The sequence below is a fragment of the Pseudarthrobacter sulfonivorans genome, assembly GCF_024391045.1.
Lineage (GTDB): Bacteria > Actinomycetota > Actinomycetes > Actinomycetales > Micrococcaceae > Arthrobacter > Arthrobacter sulfonivorans_B.
The window spans coordinates 19,123-34,242 of record NZ_JANFCZ010000025.1; the positions used below are offsets into that span (position 1 = coordinate 19,123).

Genomic DNA, 15,120 nt, shown 5'->3' on the forward strand with positions numbered 1-15,120 from the left:
GGATATCGTCCGGGGGCCGCGTCACGGCTAGAGTCGGATCAATGCGGACACCTGTGCAGGCTGACGATCGTACCCTTCCCACTTCAGGCCACCTTGCCGACGGTTTTGTCCGGGTCCGGGGAGCCCGCGAGAACAACCTGCGGAACGTGGACGTGGACGTGCCGCGCGACTCCATCGTGGCCTTCACGGGCGTCTCCGGCTCAGGAAAGTCGTCCCTGGCCTTCGGGACCATCTACGCCGAAGCCCAGCGACGGTACTTCGAATCCGTGGCCCCCTACGCACGCCGCCTCATCCAACAGGGGCACAACCCCAAGGTGGAGATGATCTCGGGGCTGCCACCCGCCGTCGCACTTCAACAGCGCCGCGGCGCACCGAGCAGCCGTTCCACCGTGGGAACGGTGACCACGCTCTCCAATTCGCTGCGCATGCTGTTCTCCCGTGCGGGAACCTATCCGGCCGGGGCCGCCCCGCTTGATTCCGACGCCTTTTCACCCAACACGGCGGCGGGCGCCTGCCAGGAATGCCACGGGCTGGGCGTTACCCACACCGTCAGCGAGAATTCCCTGGTGCCGGACACCGGCCTGACCATCCGTGAAGGTGCCATCGCCGCGTGGCCGGGAGCCTGGCAGGGCAAAAACCTCCGGGACATCCTCACCCACCTCGGGTATGACGTGGACGTCCCCTGGCGGAAGTTGCCCAAGAAGCAGCGTGACTGGATCCTGTTCACCGAGGAGCAGCCCGTGGTCGAAGTCATACCCGAACGGGACCGGGTGGAGAAGCCGTACAAGGGGCGTTTCTGGAGCGCCAGAAGCTACGTCCTGCATACCCTGGCGGACTCCCAGAGCGCGGCCATGCGCGAGCGTGTCCTGAGGTTCATGGAATCCGGGCCGTGCCCCCGCTGCGGCGGAACCGGGCTCCGGCCTGAGGCTCTCGACGTGTCCTTCGCCGGCCGGAACATCGCCGAACTGAACGCCGCACCGATGGCGGAACTTGCCGAGATCATCCGCCCCACCGCCGGCCTCAAGGACGCCGGAACAGCGTCGCGGCGCCAGTCCTCCGGGGAGGAGAACGAGGTGGCCGTCGCCATCACCGCCGACCTCCTGCACCGCGTCACCGTGCTGCTGGACCTGGGCCTCGGATACCTTTCCCTGGGCCGCGCCACCCCCACCCTCTCCCCCGGTGAAATGCAGCGGCTGAGGATCGCCACCCAGCTCCGGTCCGGCCTGTTCGGCGTGATCTACGTTCTGGACGAACCCTCCGCAGGCCTGCACCCGGCGGACGCCGAGCCGCTCCTGGCCGTTCTTGACCAGCTCAAGGAGTCGGGCAATTCCGTCTTCGTGGTGGAGCACAACATGGACGTTGTCCGCCGCGCCGACTGGCTGGTGGACGTGGGGCCGCGTGCCGGGGAAGGCGGCGGCGAGGTTCTCTACAGCGGGCCGGTTGCCGGGCTCGCTGCCGTTACGGACTCGGTCACCCGGCCGTTCCTGTTCGACGGCGGCACGTCCGACGGCGCGACCGGCACGGACGGTGAGGGTGCGTCCGACGGCGACGCATCCGACGGCGGTGCGTTGCGGACCGCAGCGGCCGGCGCCGCGTTGCGGACGGCAGCGGCCGGTGCCCGTGAACCGGACGGCTGGCTGGAACTGACCGGAATCAGCCAGCACAACCTCAAGGACCTTGATGCCCGCTTCCCTTTGGGCGTCCTCACGGCAGTCACGGGGGTGTCCGGCTCGGGCAAATCAACCCTGGTGAGCCGGGTCCTTGCCAACGTTGTGGGTTCCGGCCTGCAGAACCATCCAGCGGAAGCGGCCCAGCCGGATGAGGCAGAGCCCGCCGCGCCGCTGACGGTGGGGGCGGTCAGCGGCACGGACCGTATCGACAGGCTGGTGACGGTGGACCAGAAGCCCATCGGACGGACACCGCGCTCCAACCTGGCCACCTACACCGGCCTGTTTGACGCCGTCCGCAAGGTGTTCGCCGCCACGGACCAGGCCCGGGCTCGCGGCTTCGGCGCCGGGCGCTTCTCCTTCAATGTGGCCGGCGGCCGCTGCGAGACGTGCCAGGGTGAGGGCTTCGTCGCGGTGGAACTGCTCTTCCTGCCGGGCAGCTACGGTCCCTGCCCCGAGTGCGGCGGTTCACGCTACAACCCGGAGACCCTGGAGGTGACCTACCGTGGCAAGAACGTGGCCGAGGTCCTGCGCCTGACCGTTGACGCCGCTGCCGGGTTCCTTGCCGACATTCCCGCGGCGGCGCGCAGCCTGAAGAGCCTCCGTGATGTGGGCCTGGGCTACCTGCGGCTGGGCCAGCCTGCCACGGAACTCTCCGGCGGGGAGGCCCAGCGCATCAAGCTCGCCACCGAACTCCAGCGGGGCCGCCGAGGCCATACTCTCTATCTCCTGGACGAGCCGACCACCGGACTGCACCCCGCCGATGTTCAACTGCTGATGACACAGCTTCATGGCCTGGTGGACAGCGGGAACACCGTGGTGGTGGTGGAACACGACATGGATGTGGTGGCCGGCGCCGACTGGGTCATCGACCTTGGCCCCTCCGGCGGCGATGCGGGCGGACGGATCATGGCCGCCGGGACCGCCGCCGCCGTCGCGCGTTCTGTCCTGGGCCGCACCGCCCCCTACCTCGCCGCGGCGCTGCACCAACAGGCCGCCCACTGATCGCGAACGGACCACCAACGGACCTCCAAAAAACCATCTCGGTTTGATAACGGCCGCGAGATGTCTTAGCGTGAAATGCAAGCCCGACCTGCGGGTGAAATGAATGCCCGGTGCTGCCTCCACCAGAACTGCCCGGCCGGCAGACACCGAAAAATGACCTCTATTTGTCAGGGGCGGGCAGTGGCGCGATAACCTCCGGGGACGGACCGAGCGCCGGTGGCCTTCAGGAGCATCACATGAAAAACACCACTATCCGTACTGCCGCGCGCCGTGGAGCAGCTGTAGCCGCCATCTCAGCGGCAGGGATTGCACTGTCCGCCACCGGGGCCAACGCGGCCACCAACGGCGGAACCTGGGATGCACTCGCCCAGTGTGAGAGCGGCGGGAACTGGGCTACGAACACGGGCAACGGCTATTCCGGCGGACTGCAGTTCAGCGACAGCACGTGGGCCGCTCACGGTGGTACCGGGTCCGCGGCCACAGCCAGCCGGGAACAGCAGATCGCCGTGGCCGAGCAGGTCCAGGCCTCGCAGGGCTGGGGCGCCTGGCCTGCCTGCGCCGCGAAGCTTGGCCTGAGCGGCGGAGGGGGCGCGACGGCGGTTGCGCCCCAGAGCGCCCCGGTCACCAAGGCACCAGTAACCCAGGCACCGGTCACGCAGGGCGATGTTCGCTCTCCAGGCGACTCCGTGTCGGCACCGCAGCACTCCGCACCTCCGGCGCTGAGCGGTGAAACCTACACCCTGGAGGCCGGCGATACCCTCAGCACCGTCGCCGCCAAACTCGGCATCAACGGCGGCTGGCAGAAGCTTGCTGACGCCAACCTGGACACCATTGCGGATCCGAACCTCGTGTTCGCCGGACAAGTCATCCAGCTCCCCGCCTAGCGTTCACGGTTCCCGGGATCCCCATTTCCCCTTTCCCGGGAACGTGCCGCACTGCTGCCGCTGTCCCCTAAAGGGCGACGGCAAAGCATAATAAGAACGACGCCGGAGCTCCCCACCCCCAGGGGAGCTCCGGCGTCGTTCTTTATTCAGTTTCTGGCTGGTGCTCAGCACTTAAGCAGCGGCCGGGAGTTCCCGGACGATCCGCACTTTCCAGGCTTTGGCGTCGCTGGTGTCCAGCAGCGCCACCGTGCCGTGGGCCACGTTCAGGGCCACGCGCTTAGCGGCAAGCAGTTCGAGGTAGAGGTGCTCGTTCATGCGGCTGGGGGTGTCGATCATGTACTTCACGGCGTCGCGGACTTTGCGGTAGTTAGCGCTCTTCTCGCGGTGCAGGTGGAGTTCCAGCATGTGGCGCTGGCGCACCTTGGGTTCGTGCTTGTTGAGCCAGGAAACGGCGAAGTGGACGGCCACCACGAGGGTGAGGGAAACGGCGTAGATCCACCAGCCGCTCGTCAGCAGGAACAACGGCAGGTTGCCGATGGCCACAAGGGCAATCACAATCCGCAGCGCAACGATCCGGCGCAGGGTCAGCGCCACGGAGGCCATGACGGCGCGGAAGCCGTGTTGCTCCTTCTGCGCTTCGGCCGGGTCGAGGGTAAATTCATCAAGGACCAGGATGCCCTTGGCCTCCGGGCTGAGCATTTGCCCGAACTTGGGCTTGAAATGCGGCGATACTCCGGTGGTCGTTTCAGGTGAAATTGTCATGGGGGGCTTCCGGGACGGTGGGGCGTTTCGGTGATCTTAGTGGGTCAAGGCGTTCGGTGTATGCATCGGTCCACTATGTGAACACCCTGGGTCCGCCGTGCGGGCGCTCCGTGTGGCGGCCGGCACTGCAATTGGCACATCCGCCGCATGCCGTCAGACTGAATGAATGCAAACCTTCCTTCCGTATCCCGATTTCCGGCAGAGCGCCGCAGCACTGGACACCGCCAGGCTGGGCAAGCAGCGTGTCGAAGCGCTGCAGGTCCTGCGGGCCCTGGTGATCCCCGAATACGGCTGGCAGACCCACCCCGCCGTCCGCATGTGGATGGGCCACGTGCCGGCGCTGACCAGGTACGGCCTGGCGATGGTGGACGAATGGACCGAACGCGGCCACGCCGACAACACGCGCGCCAACATCACAGAGTTCGCACCCCAGGCAGCGCACCCGGATTACGCCGCCAAGATTCCCATGCCCGAATGGCTCGGAAACCCTGACTTCCACCTGAGCCACCGCGCGAAACTGCTCCGCAAGGAACCGAAGTTCTATAAGTCGGTGTTCACCGACGCCGACGTGGACGTGGACTATGTCTGGCCCGAGCCGCGGCACGAGTTCCTGCCCGCAGACCCCGAGGATGACTTCCTGTGGATCCTTCGCGACCCGCACCCCGACGTTGATCCGGAGCAGCTCCATACCGTGGCACTGCCCCCTGTCCGGCGTGCCGGAGCCATCCCCACCGGGCCGGACGCGGACGGCTACTCCCCCGTTTACGTTGATGACGGATCACGCCGGCCCTCCAAGCAGCCGCGCAGGCTGCCGCCCAAGCTGGTCAAGAAGCCCACCAGGAAGCGCCAGGCACAGGAACAGGCGTTCGCCACACTGCCCGGCAAGACCACCATCGCCGTGTCCTTCGAGGACGGCCGCAGGTTCGCCGTGGGCCAGGTCCTGGGCCGTCCCATCACGCTCGACGACGGCCGCTTCGGCCGCAACTTCAGCGTCACCGAAGTGCTCGACCGGTCCGCATTCGATTACCCGGCACTGCTGCAGGATCCGCGCGTGTTCTTCCCGGTTCCGGCTCCTTCCGTTCTCGCCGGCTGACCGCATGACCATTCTCCTGGCCGGTTGCGGTGACCTGGGCACCGAGGCGGGGCTGCGTTTTGCCGCCGCGGGGCACCGGGTGGTGGGCTGGCGCCGTTCGCCGGAAAAGCTGCCGGCGGCGATCGAAGGCGTCGCGGCTGACTTGAGCGGCACCGACCTGCCGGTCATCCCGGCGGACACCACCGCCGTCGTCATCGCTGTTGCTGCCGATTCCCCTACTGAAGCGGCCTACCGGGCCGCTTACGTGGACGGATTGGCGCACGTCCTCGACGCGATCGAGCGCGACGGCGTGACGCCGCGGCGGGTGCTGTTTGTTTCCTCCACCGCGGTGTACGGGGACGCTGCGGGCGGCCGGGTTGATGAGAGTACGACGGCGGTACCCGGCGGATTCTCGGGGCGTATCCTCCGCGAGGCGGAGGACCTCCTGGTGTCGCGGCTGCACGGCACCGGTTCTGCGGCGGTTGTGCTGCGGCTGGGCGGGATCTACGGTCCCGGACGGACCCGCCTGATTGACCAGGTCCGGAGCGGCACCGCCGTCATCCCGGACGAGCCGCGCTTCACCAACCGAATCCACCGGGACGACGCCGCTGCGGCAATGGTGCATTTGGTTTCGATGGCCGCGGACCCGGCACCGGTCTATGTTGGCGTGGACAACGACCCCGCGGAGCTGGGGGATGTCCTGCGCTTCCTGGCCACCGAGCTGGGCTACCCCGAGCCGCCGGCCGGTCCGGCCGGCGAGGCCCGCGGCGGGAACAAACGGTGCAGCAACGCGCTGCTCCGCTCCACGGGTTTCCAGTTCGCATACCCAACATTCCGTGAGGGCTACCGCGAGGTCTTGGCCCGCACCGGAGTCCGCCACCCGTAGGCTGCTGTCCTAAGGCGCCCCTTCGAGGGGTGACACCCCTCAAGGGGTGACAGTCACGTTACAGATGAGGAGCAGGGTGGATTTCCAGCAGATCATCGAGGCCGTGGGCAAGTTCATGGACCTGGCCGGGGTATCCGTGATGGTTATCGGCGCTGTTGTGTCCATTCCAATGGCCCTGCGCGGTTACCAGCCGCGGAAACTGCCGCCCGGGGCTGAGAAGCTGACGGTCTACCGTGCCTACCGGCAATTGCTGGGGAGGTCCATCCTGTTGGGCCTCGAGCTCCTGGTGGCAGCGGACATCATCCGGACGGTGGCCGTGACGCCCACGTTCGAGAGCGTCGGGGTGTTGGCGATCATCGTCCTCATCCGCACGTTCCTGAGCTTCTCGCTGGAGCTGGAAATCACCGGACGATGGCCGTGGCAGAAGGCAAGCGGGCAGCCGGCAGCAGCCCAGACCTGAATCTCCAGCGTCAAGCCGCCAGTCCGGGGTGATCCTGCCGCGCCGAAAGGACTATTTGCCCAGGCCGGCCTTGCGCAACGCCTCAGCCATAGCGGTGTTCACCGGCGCCGGTTTCGGGGCTGACTTCGGAGCTGTCCTCGTCGCTGTCTTCGGTGCTGCGGCGCGGGCGCCGGATGGGTTGGCTCCGGCCTTGGCCCGTTCCTGGCGGCGGGCTTCGGGTCGTGCCGCGGCGGGCCGGCCGCCCGAACCCGGCAACTCGTCGTCGAGCCTTAAGGTCAGGGAAATGCGCTTTCGCTCCGGATCCGCTTCCAGCACTTTCACGCGCACAACCTGCCCGGACTTGACCACCTCACGCGGGTCCGAGATGAACCGGTCGGCGAGCGCGGACACGTGGATCAGGCCGTCCTGGTGCACTCCCACGTCTACGAAGGCGCCGAACGCGGCAACGTTGGTCACCGTCCCCTCGAGCACCATGCCCGGTTTGAGGTCGGAGATCTTTTCGATGCCCTCGGAGAACGTCGCCGCGGCGAACGCGGGCCGCGGGTCGCGGCCCGGCTTCTCCAGTTCGGCCAGGATGTCCTGGACGGTGGGCAGCCCGAACGTTCCGTCCACGAAGGCCTGCGGGTCCAGGGACGATACCGGAGCTGCACCCGCCGCCACCAAGATCTTGCGGGCCACCGCGTACGCCTCAGGGTGCACACTTGATGCGTCCAGGGGCTCGGCTCCCCCGGTGATCCGGAGGAAGCCGGTGCACTGTTCGAAAGCCTTCGCTCCCAGCCGCGGAACCTTCTTGAGTTCGCTGCGCTTGGCGAACGGCCCGTGTTCGTTCCGGTAGGCCACAATGTTTTCGCTGAGCAGGGGCCCCACGCCGGCCACGCGGCTCAGGAGCGCGGGCGAAGCGGTGTTCACGTCCACGCCCACCGCGTTGACGCAGTCCTCCACCACGGCATCCAGGCTGCGGTCCAGCTTCGAGGCCGTGACGTCGTGCTGGTACTGGCCCACACCGATGGACTTGGGATCGATCTTCACCAGTTCGGCCAGGGGATCCTGGAGGCGCCGCGCAATGGAGACGGCGCCGCGCAGGGATACGTCCATGCCGGGAAGCTCCGCGGCCGCCAGCGCCGACGCCGAATACACCGACGCCCCCGCCTCCGACACCACCAGTTTCTGCGGCTTCGTCCCGGCCGAGGGCAGCAGCTTGATCAGTTCCGCGGCCAGCTTGTCGGTCTCCCGGGATGCTGTGCCGTTGCCAATGGCCACCAGCTCCACGTCGTGTTTTTGTGCGAGCCGCACCAGTGTGGCCAGCGCTTCGTCCCACTTCCGGGCCGGCGCGTGCGGGTACACGGTGTCCGTGGCCACCACCTTGCCGGTGCCGTCCACCACCGCCACCTTCACACCGGTCCGCAGCCCCGGGTCCAGGCCTAAGGTGGCGCGGTTCCCGGCGGGCGCGGCCAGCAGGACGTCGCGCAGGTTGGCGGCAAACACCCGAACCGCCTCGTCTTCAGCGGCGGTGAACATCCGGCTCCGGAGATCGGACGTCAGCCGGGTGAGCACCCGGGAGCGCCAGGCGATCTCCGCGGTCTGCATCAGCCAGGCATCCGCGGGACGTCCGCGGTTTGCGACCCCAAGGCACTTGGCCACTGCAGACTCATAGCGCGCGCGGGCGGCGGCGAGGGCGTCGTCGTTGGTCGGATCGGCTTCGGCGAGATCCAGTTCCAGGACGCCGTCCTTCTCGCCGCGCAACAACGCGAGCACACGGTGCGAGGGCATTCCGGACGGGACCTGGGTGAACTCAAAATAGTCGGCGAACTTCTGCCCTTCGGCCTCTTTGCCTTTCTTGACCCGGGAAACCATCCGGCCCTGCGTCCAGAGCCGCTCACGCAAGGTGGCGGCAAGGTCCGGATCCTGGGCCGCCCGCTCCACCAGGATGGAACGCGCACCGCCGAGCGCAGCTTCCGCGTCGCCGATGGAGTGTTCTTCGTTCAGATATTTGGCGGCCTCGCGTGCGGGGTCAAGGTCGGGCCGCTTGAGCAGGGCGTCGGCGAGGGGCTCAAGCCCGGCTTCGCGCGCGATCTGCGCCTTGGTGCGCCGCTTGGACTTGAACGGAAGGTAGATGTCCTCCAGCCTGGACTTGGTGTCCGCGGCCAGGATCGCCGTCTGCAGCTGCGCGGTCAGCTGGCCCTGCGCAGCGACCGCCTCCAGGACAGTACGACGGCGGTCCTCGAGTTCGCGGAGGTAGCGCAGGCGCTCGTCGAGCTCGCGCAGCTGGGTGTCATCGAGCGTGCCGGTGGCTTCCTTGCGGTACCGGGCGATGAACGGGACGGTGGACCCGCCGTCGAGCAGTTCCACCGCGGCTTTCACCTGCCAGGTCTTCACCCCGAGCTCTGCAGCGATCTGGGCGTGGATGGCGCTGTCCGAGGTATTGGCGGGTGCGGGTGCGGACGGGGCATGCGGAAGTTGGGTGGTCACCAGTTCATTTTGCCTTACGGGCCCGGCCGCCTCCATCCGGGCCGCGGGACGCCGCCGGCCGGGTATTCCGCTGCGGGCCGCGAAGTGCTGTAGTGGATATGCAGTCACAGGGAATTACTCTCGAGGAAGAGGCCGCCATGCGGGAACTGCTCATCGTCTTCCAGGATGGATTCGACGAAGCCAACATCACCGTCATGGTCAACGGCAAGGAGGTACGCCGGGATGTTGGCGTCTCAACCAACCCGCTCATTGGTGAAGCCTTCGAAGCCTCCGTTGAACTGCCGGCCAAGGGTGCACAGGTCGGCGTCGAGGTTACCAACCGCGGGCTCAAGGCCATCACGAAAGTCAGCGGGAAGCCCAAAAGCCTGCTCGTATCCATCCAGGACGACAAGCTGGTGATGCGGGAAGGGACAGGCCGGGAAGCATTCATGTAGATCCCTAGCAATAATCCATTCGCTGGAGTATCCTGATCTCACCGCTCGGATTTTCAGAGCCCGGGCGGGCCATCTTCCAACAAAAGAGCCTACGGCCGTCGGATGGCTAACGGCTCACGCTGCCGGGACAGCACACCGCGCAGCCAACAACGGCGGCACCCAAAGCCGGGTGCCGCCGTTGTTGTTAAATCAGTGTTGATGCGTGCTCAGTGGCCGTTAGGCCGCGTGCACGGGGTAATCGGTGTAGCCTGCGGAGCTGTCTGCGTAGAAAGTGGACGGGTCCGGTTCGTTCAACGGCAGGTTTTCCTTCCAACGCCGTGCAAGGTCCGGGTTTGCAATGGCGGGGCGCCCCACCACTACAGCGTCAGCGTGGCCGTCGGCCACCAGGGCGGCCGCTTCTTCCCGTGTAGTCACGGTGCCGAAGCCGGTATTGACCAGGAACGTGCCGTTGAAACGGGCCCGGAGGTCCTGGACCAGCGCACTGGTGGGGTCCTGGTGGAGGACGCTGAGGTAGGCGAGATTCAGCGGCGCAATGCTGTCCACCAGTACCTCGTAGGTGGCGCGGACGTCGGCGGGGTCGCTTTCAAAGGCGCCTTGGACATTGTGCTCGGGTGAGATGCGGATTCCGACACGCTGGGCCCCCACTGCTGCCGCCACCGCATTGACTGTCTCGATCACGAAGCGGGCACGGTTTTCCGGCGACCCGCCGTAGCTGTCCGTGCGGACGTTGGAGCTTGGCGCGAGGAATTCGTGGAGGAGGTAGCCGTTGGCTGAGTGCAGCTCCACGCCGTCGAAGCCGGCGTCGATGGCGTTGAGGGAGGCAGCAACGATTTCCTGCATCACCACGGGCAGTTCGTCACCCGTGAGGGCATGCGGCACCGGGAAGGGCTTTTTGCCGGACGGGGTGCGGACGTCGCCGTCGATGGCCACGGCGCTGGGGGCCACAATGGTGTGCCCGCCGGTGATGTCCTCGTGGGAAACCCGCCCGCCGTGCATCACCTGGGCGAACATCCGGCCGCCTTCGGCATGAACGGCGTCGGTGACTTTCTTCCAGCCGGCGATCTGCTGTTCGGTTACAAGTCCGGGCTGGCCCATGTAGGAGCGGCCAGCCGGGCTCGGGTAGGTGCCTTCGCTGATGATGAGGCCAAGGGACGCGCGCTGACGGTAATGCTCCACGAGCAGAGGACCCGGGATGCCTTCCTGGCCCGCACGGAGACGGGTCAGGGGCGCCATTACCAGGCGGTTGGACAGTTCGAGCTCACCAAGGGTCAACGGGGAAAACAGCACAGGGCGGTTCCTTTCGAAGGGGATTCGTTCTGCTGTTCCCAACTGCTTAGCCTCTGCATCTATTCCGGATCCGTTCCGGTGGAGAGGGCCGTCACAATTGTTCGTGCGGATTGTTTATTGGGGTGACGGCACGCCGAAGCAGCCTTGTCCCTGGGGGTTTACGTTGCAGTCGTCGGCGTAGTTCCGAGTGATCGAACGCCAGACGCTGATGGCTTGCGGCGGTGCGCTGAACTGTCCCTGGCCGGGGATGGGCAGCGGCGGTCCGTCGTTCACGGAGTAGGTGCCTTGGAAGGACGTGGTGAGGACCACCTGAAAGTCGCCTGTCTGCGCATAGACATGGCTGGTGCGGGTCTTCTCGCCCCAGCGTTCCTGGGGCAGCGGACCTCCCATGGACGGTTGAGGACCGAAGACTGTGCCGTCCCCGTAGTTCCAGGTGTACTGAACCGGAGTGGCAACAACATGAACCTTCTGCCCGAACATCGTCACGTCGAACTGCTGTTCAGCCGCGTCTGCGTAGAAATTCGTTTCGGCACCACGCAAGGTATGCGGACTCGGCTGCGCGACGACCGTACCGGCGTTGATCGGCAGGCTCTCGAATTGCCGCTGGATCTGACCGGCAATCTGGTCAAGAACATCGACCGGTTTCTCGTCGTAGATGCACGTCGGTCCCGCGAAAAAGGTGTAGTTATCCAGCACCTTCAGGGATCTGTACCAGTTAACAACCCGGCCGTTATCTCCATCGGCGCATTCAACATCAGGCCCCGCACAGTTTGATCCGTCGAGATTCGAGTCCACTCTGCACACATGCTTCGATCTGTACTTGAATGGGTCATCGGGAAGCCCCACCGGCACCGAGGTCCACGCGTTGCTATGAGGATCATGGAACCAACCCACTGCCGAAGCGCCATTGCCAGCCCAAGCGGTCCCAATGGCCGGTGAATCGGAGGAGTCTGACACGGCGGCCGGCCCGGGCAACGACAATAGGAGCGTGCCAACCATCACGGCAAGCAACCTCGCTACTGCTGGCGCATGGCCGGCCATTACTTCACCAAGTGTTCGACAGTATTAGCTCTCCAGCCACTTGCATCGAACCCGGCAATCACGATGTCCCCTATGGCCGGCTGCCTGGGAACACTTCCCTTGAGCGTGGCATTCGAAAGGTAGTAGTCAGTTGTTTCCTGATACACCTGAACGACGGCTTGGTACGTTGCTGGGCCAGTCTCAATGAAGTCCGAATGGACTCCCTCCACGTGCATCTTGCCGCCGGCCATCCAGCGTCCATCCGAATGCCACTCTGTGACTTCGGTTTTTACCTTTGCGCAGCTACCGCAGGACGGCCCTGAGGCCGACTCCAGCGGCTTTGTATCTCCGGTCTCATAGGCGTAGCTAAGAGTCTCGTACCAGTACCGGGCAAACGCTTCCAGCCCCTCCTTCGTCTCCGTCTTGGCCACCTCCGGAAGTACCGGCACCGGCACGTTCTGGGCACGGCCGCTGGCGGACGCCGGCACGTAAGCCGGAGTGGCGCTCGGGGTGGGTGTGGGAGTGGCGCTGGGCGCCTGCGATACCGCGGTCGACGCGGTGTCCGTGACTCCGGGCCCGCCGCCAGCGTTACACCCGGAAAGCACGAGGGCCCCCGCCGCAACTGCCGCGATGGTGGCGGCACGCAGATGCCCGGCCGTGAAGAACTTGTGCGATGTCATGGGCAGCTAATCCCCCGATAGTTTCAAGACGCCTCGCTCCGAACAATGATCTAAGGGTAGCCCAGGACACAACGGAGCGATCAAAGTTATCCACAGCCACCAGTCATCGGTTCTAGCACCGCGCCGGGCCAGCGGAAAGTCACAGTAGTCCCAGCTGGCCAACGGGGACCGGCGTCGACCGCGCCGAAAATTCCCACGCCCAGACCTAGAATTCTTCTACCGAACGTAGAACAATGGCGTACATGATGTACACGCACCCCGACGGCGAGCCCGTCCTGGAACTCAACGACGAGCAGTCCTGGAAACTCCTGGAAGCCACCCGGCACGGCCGCCTGGTGGTCTCAGTTGGCGGCGAGCCGGACATCTTCCCGGTCAACTACCTCGCCTCAGGCCGGAAGATCTATCTCCGCACAGCGCCCGGGAACAAGCTGGCCCAGCTCACCATCAACTCAAAAGTGCTGCTCGAAACAGACGGCATCCTTTCTGATGAGGCCTGGTCGGTGGTGCTCAGGGGAACGGCACGGGTCCTGAGTAACTCAACGGAAATCGCCGCCGTCGAAGAGCTGGGCCTGAAAACCTGGGTGCCCACGCTCAAGGACTTCTACGTGGAGGTTGTGCCCACCTCCGTCAGCGGCCGCCATTTTGAACTGGGCGAACAGCCGGAACGGGAAATCTAGGAGCTCCTAGACTGGAAGCATGTCGGACAGGCTGACGCCCGAACAGCGGAGCTGGAACATGTCCCGCATCCGGGGCAAGAACACCAAGCCGGAGTTGCTGGTGCGTCGCCTTCTGCATTCCAAGGGATACCGGTACCGCCTCCACGGCAGATCCGGCAGCGCCCGCCTGCCCGGGAACCCGGACCTGGTCTTCGCGGGCCGGCGCAAAGTCATCTTCATCAACGGTTGCTTTTGGCATTTTCACGACTGCCGCGCAGGCCAGCATGCCCCCAAAGCCAACGCCACGTTCTGGGAAGCCAAGCGGACCCGGACCCGCGAACGTGACGGCCAGCAACGCCGCCAGTTGGAAGCCGCCGGCTGGGAGGTACTGACAGTGTGGGAGTGCGAACTGAAGGACGGCTCGGCCCTCGAAGCCCAGCTGATGGCATTTCTCGGTGCCCGCGGCCCCCGCCCGAACTTGAGCCATTCTTGAGTGTTTGCCTGCGCCCGAATTGATCGGCACCGGCAAAGATTACGTCTACCGGCAAAACCCGCAGTCTCCCCAAAAAACCCCCACTCTTGATCCCGGAGGGCCGCTGGACCAAGGAAGCGATTTACTCTGAAGATGCACAACAACCCAGGCTTCCACCCCAGTTTTATGGAGTGGGCGACGCAAGCGGAAAGGACAGGAATGGCCCCCTCCGACGATGCCGGGCGCCCCTTGGTTGATCCTTCGGTCCTTGACCGCCTCCGCGACGAACTGGCTGAGGACGAAGGCTACTGCAAGGTCTTCGTGAGCAACTTCATCGACTATCTACCCGTGAGGATCGGCAAGCTTCGCCTGGCGCTGACCACAGGCGACCTGCCAGGCGCCGTGGACGCCGTCCTCAGCCTCAAGACCTCCAGCCAGATGGTGGGCGCGGAACGGCTGGCCGGCCTGGCCATAGACCTTGAACGCTCCATCCGCGAGGACACACCCAGCACCGAGCCCTCCGTCGCACTGCCGCAACTGGCCGCCGACTACCTCCGGCCCATCAACGTGTGCTGCCGCCAGACCCTGAACCGCTTGCAGCCTCAGCGCTCCGCGGGCGCCAGGCGGTAACCCACGCCGCGAACCGTCTGCAGCCAGCGCGGCTGCTGCGGTGAATCGCCCAGCTTCTTCCGCAGGTTTCCCATGTGGACCTCCACGGACCGCTCGTCGGCCTCGCTGATGTAACTGCCGACGTCGTAATCCTCGTCCCGGAGGCGACGCACCAGATCAGATTTGGTCCGGACCGTCCGTCCCGCCTCGAGCAGCGCGTAAAGCAGTTCAAACTCGGTGCGGGTCAGGTTGAGCTCCTGGCCGTCCACGCTCACGGACCGTGACGCGTACGTGAGGTCCAGGCCGTTGTGGTTATAGTGGCCGGTTCCGGCCGCGGCCGGCTGCTCCCCCGCCGAGGCCTCCTCCACCACGTCAGGACCGGAGCGGGGCCGGCGCATCATGGCCGCAATTCGCGCCCGAAGCTCACGGGGGCGGAAAGGCTTGGTGAGATAGTCATCGGCCCCGGACTCGAGACCGATCAGAGTGTCCAGCTCTTCGGCCCGTGCCGTGAGCATCACGATGTAGGCGTCAGAGAATTCACGGATCTGGCGGGAGACCTCAAACCCGTCAATATCCGGCAAGCCCAAATCCAGCGTGATGACATCAGGATTGAGCGACCGCGCCGCCAAAACTCCCTCAGTTCCGCTGGCGGCAACGCTCACGTCAAACCCCGCCTGGGTCAGGACCGCGCGGACCAACTCCCGTATATCCTGGTCATCCTCGATGACCAGACCCACACGTGCTTCATTCATACAAG

The 15,120-nt window shown here is 65.7% G+C and carries 15 protein-coding genes; 9 read left to right on the forward strand and 6 right to left on the reverse strand.

Annotated features, from left to right (window positions below):
* Positions 1-41: 41 nt before the first annotated feature.
* The gene (locus NQJ30_RS15315; RefSeq protein ID WP_255770856.1) at positions 42-2,672 is read left to right on the forward strand and encodes an excinuclease ABC subunit UvrA; all 2,631 of its coding nucleotides are present in this window, start codon (positions 42-44) and stop codon (positions 2,670-2,672) included.
* A gap of 236 nt (positions 2,673-2,908) precedes the next feature.
* Entirely contained in the window at positions 2,909-3,556 is a 648-nt protein-coding gene (locus NQJ30_RS15320) for a transglycosylase family protein (protein ID WP_255770857.1), read from the forward strand.
* A 171-nt stretch (positions 3,557-3,727) separates the two neighbouring features.
* Here the strand turns inward: NQJ30_RS15320 and NQJ30_RS15325 are convergent, their stop codons facing one another.
* Positions 3,728-4,318: a hypothetical protein gene (locus NQJ30_RS15325; RefSeq protein WP_255770858.1), complete on the reverse strand. Its 591-nt coding sequence runs from the start codon at positions 4,316-4,318 to the stop codon at positions 3,728-3,730.
* 166 nt (positions 4,319-4,484) lie between these two features.
* On the opposite strand from NQJ30_RS15325, the gene NQJ30_RS15330 reads away from it, so the two are divergent.
* From NQJ30_RS15330 to NQJ30_RS15340, 3 genes are all read left to right on the forward strand, one after another.
* A complete protein-coding gene (locus NQJ30_RS15330; protein ID WP_255770859.1) occupies positions 4,485-5,411 on the forward strand; it encodes an MSMEG_6728 family protein in 927 nt (308 codons plus the stop codon).
* 4 nt (positions 5,412-5,415) lie between these two features.
* Positions 5,416-6,276, forward strand: coding sequence for an SDR family oxidoreductase (locus NQJ30_RS15335; protein WP_255770860.1), 861 nt, complete (start codon positions 5,416-5,418; stop codon positions 6,274-6,276).
* Positions 6,277-6,352: 76 nt separating this feature from the next.
* A complete protein-coding gene (locus tag NQJ30_RS15340) occupies positions 6,353-6,736 on the forward strand; it encodes a DUF1622 domain-containing protein (RefSeq protein WP_255770861.1) in 384 nt (127 codons plus the stop codon).
* Between the two features lie 51 nt (positions 6,737-6,787).
* On the opposite strand, the gene NQJ30_RS15345 is transcribed toward NQJ30_RS15340, so the two are convergent.
* The gene (locus NQJ30_RS15345) at positions 6,788-9,241 is read right to left on the reverse strand and encodes a Tex family protein (RefSeq protein ID WP_255770901.1); all 2,454 of its coding nucleotides are present in this window, start codon (positions 9,239-9,241) and stop codon (positions 6,788-6,790) included.
* Between the two features lie 101 nt (positions 9,242-9,342).
* On the opposite strand from NQJ30_RS15345, the gene NQJ30_RS15350 reads away from it, so the two are divergent.
* The gene (locus NQJ30_RS15350; RefSeq protein WP_255770902.1) at positions 9,343-9,639 is read left to right on the forward strand and encodes a hypothetical protein; all 297 of its coding nucleotides are present in this window, start codon (positions 9,343-9,345) and stop codon (positions 9,637-9,639) included.
* 216 nt (positions 9,640-9,855) lie between these two features.
* On the opposite strand, the gene NQJ30_RS15355 is transcribed toward NQJ30_RS15350, so the two are convergent.
* From NQJ30_RS15355 to NQJ30_RS15365, 3 genes are all read right to left on the reverse strand, one after another.
* Positions 9,856-10,926, reverse strand: coding sequence for an alkene reductase (locus NQJ30_RS15355; protein WP_255770862.1), 1,071 nt, complete (start codon positions 10,924-10,926; stop codon positions 9,856-9,858).
* A 114-nt stretch (positions 10,927-11,040) separates the two neighbouring features.
* Positions 11,041-11,721: a PKD domain-containing protein gene (locus NQJ30_RS15360; protein WP_255770863.1), complete on the reverse strand. Its 681-nt coding sequence runs from the start codon at positions 11,719-11,721 to the stop codon at positions 11,041-11,043.
* 245 nt (positions 11,722-11,966) lie between these two features.
* Positions 11,967-12,626, reverse strand: a complete 660-nt coding sequence (locus tag NQJ30_RS15365) for a DUF6318 family protein (RefSeq protein ID WP_255770864.1) — start codon at positions 12,624-12,626, stop codon at positions 11,967-11,969.
* A gap of 242 nt (positions 12,627-12,868) precedes the next feature.
* Between NQJ30_RS15365 and NQJ30_RS15370 the strand changes: the two genes are divergently transcribed.
* The 3 genes from NQJ30_RS15370 (at position 12,869) to NQJ30_RS15380 (ending at position 14,384) form a co-directional block, all read left to right on the forward strand.
* On the forward strand, positions 12,869-13,303 hold the full coding sequence (locus NQJ30_RS15370; protein ID WP_255770865.1) for a pyridoxamine 5'-phosphate oxidase family protein: 435 nt from the start codon (positions 12,869-12,871) through the stop codon (positions 13,301-13,303).
* A 19-nt stretch (positions 13,304-13,322) separates the two neighbouring features.
* Positions 13,323-13,775 (forward strand): very short patch repair endonuclease, encoded by a 453-nt coding sequence (locus NQJ30_RS15375; protein WP_255770866.1) that lies wholly within the window; start codon positions 13,323-13,325, stop codon positions 13,773-13,775.
* Between the two features lie 198 nt (positions 13,776-13,973).
* Positions 13,974-14,384 carry an Hpt domain-containing protein gene (locus NQJ30_RS15380; protein WP_255770868.1) on the forward strand — a complete coding sequence of 137 codons (411 nt, stop codon included), beginning with the start codon at positions 13,974-13,976 and terminating at the stop codon, positions 14,382-14,384.
* Here the strand turns inward: NQJ30_RS15380 and NQJ30_RS15385 are convergent.
* Entirely contained in the window at positions 14,357-15,115 is a 759-nt protein-coding gene (locus NQJ30_RS15385) for a response regulator transcription factor (RefSeq protein WP_255770870.1), read from the reverse strand. The genes NQJ30_RS15380 and NQJ30_RS15385 overlap by 28 nt on opposite strands.
* Between the last annotated feature and the right edge of the window lie 5 nt (positions 15,116-15,120).

Excerpts from the sequence above, each read along its gene's own strand:
- NQJ30_RS15330 (WP_255770859.1), top strand. The coding sequence starts at position 4,485 with ATGCAAACCTTCCTTCCGTATCCCGATTTCCGGCAGAGCGCCGCAGCA.
- NQJ30_RS15315 (WP_255770856.1), top strand. The coding sequence starts at position 42 with ATGCGGACACCTGTGCAGGCTGACGATCGTACCCTTCCCACTTCAGGC.
- NQJ30_RS15345 (WP_255770901.1), bottom strand. The coding sequence starts at position 9,241 with ATGGAGGCGGCCGGGCCCGTAAGGCAAAATGAACTGGTGACCACCCAA.
- NQJ30_RS15380 (WP_255770868.1), top strand. The coding sequence starts at position 13,974 with ATGGCCCCCTCCGACGATGCCGGGCGCCCCTTGGTTGATCCTTCGGTC.
- NQJ30_RS15375 (WP_255770866.1), top strand. The coding sequence starts at position 13,323 with ATGTCGGACAGGCTGACGCCCGAACAGCGGAGCTGGAACATGTCCCGC.
- NQJ30_RS15385 (WP_255770870.1), bottom strand. The coding sequence starts at position 15,115 with ATGAATGAAGCACGTGTGGGTCTGGTCATCGAGGATGACCAGGATATA.
- NQJ30_RS15365 (WP_255770864.1), bottom strand. The coding sequence starts at position 12,626 with ATGACATCGCACAAGTTCTTCACGGCCGGGCATCTGCGTGCCGCCACC.
- NQJ30_RS15370 (WP_255770865.1), top strand. The coding sequence starts at position 12,869 with ATGATGTACACGCACCCCGACGGCGAGCCCGTCCTGGAACTCAACGAC.
- NQJ30_RS15335 (WP_255770860.1), top strand. The coding sequence starts at position 5,416 with ATGACCATTCTCCTGGCCGGTTGCGGTGACCTGGGCACCGAGGCGGGG.
- NQJ30_RS15325 (WP_255770858.1), bottom strand. The coding sequence starts at position 4,318 with ATGACAATTTCACCTGAAACGACCACCGGAGTATCGCCGCATTTCAAG.
- NQJ30_RS15350 (WP_255770902.1), top strand. The coding sequence starts at position 9,343 with ATGCGGGAACTGCTCATCGTCTTCCAGGATGGATTCGACGAAGCCAAC.
- NQJ30_RS15320 (WP_255770857.1), top strand. The coding sequence starts at position 2,909 with ATGAAAAACACCACTATCCGTACTGCCGCGCGCCGTGGAGCAGCTGTA.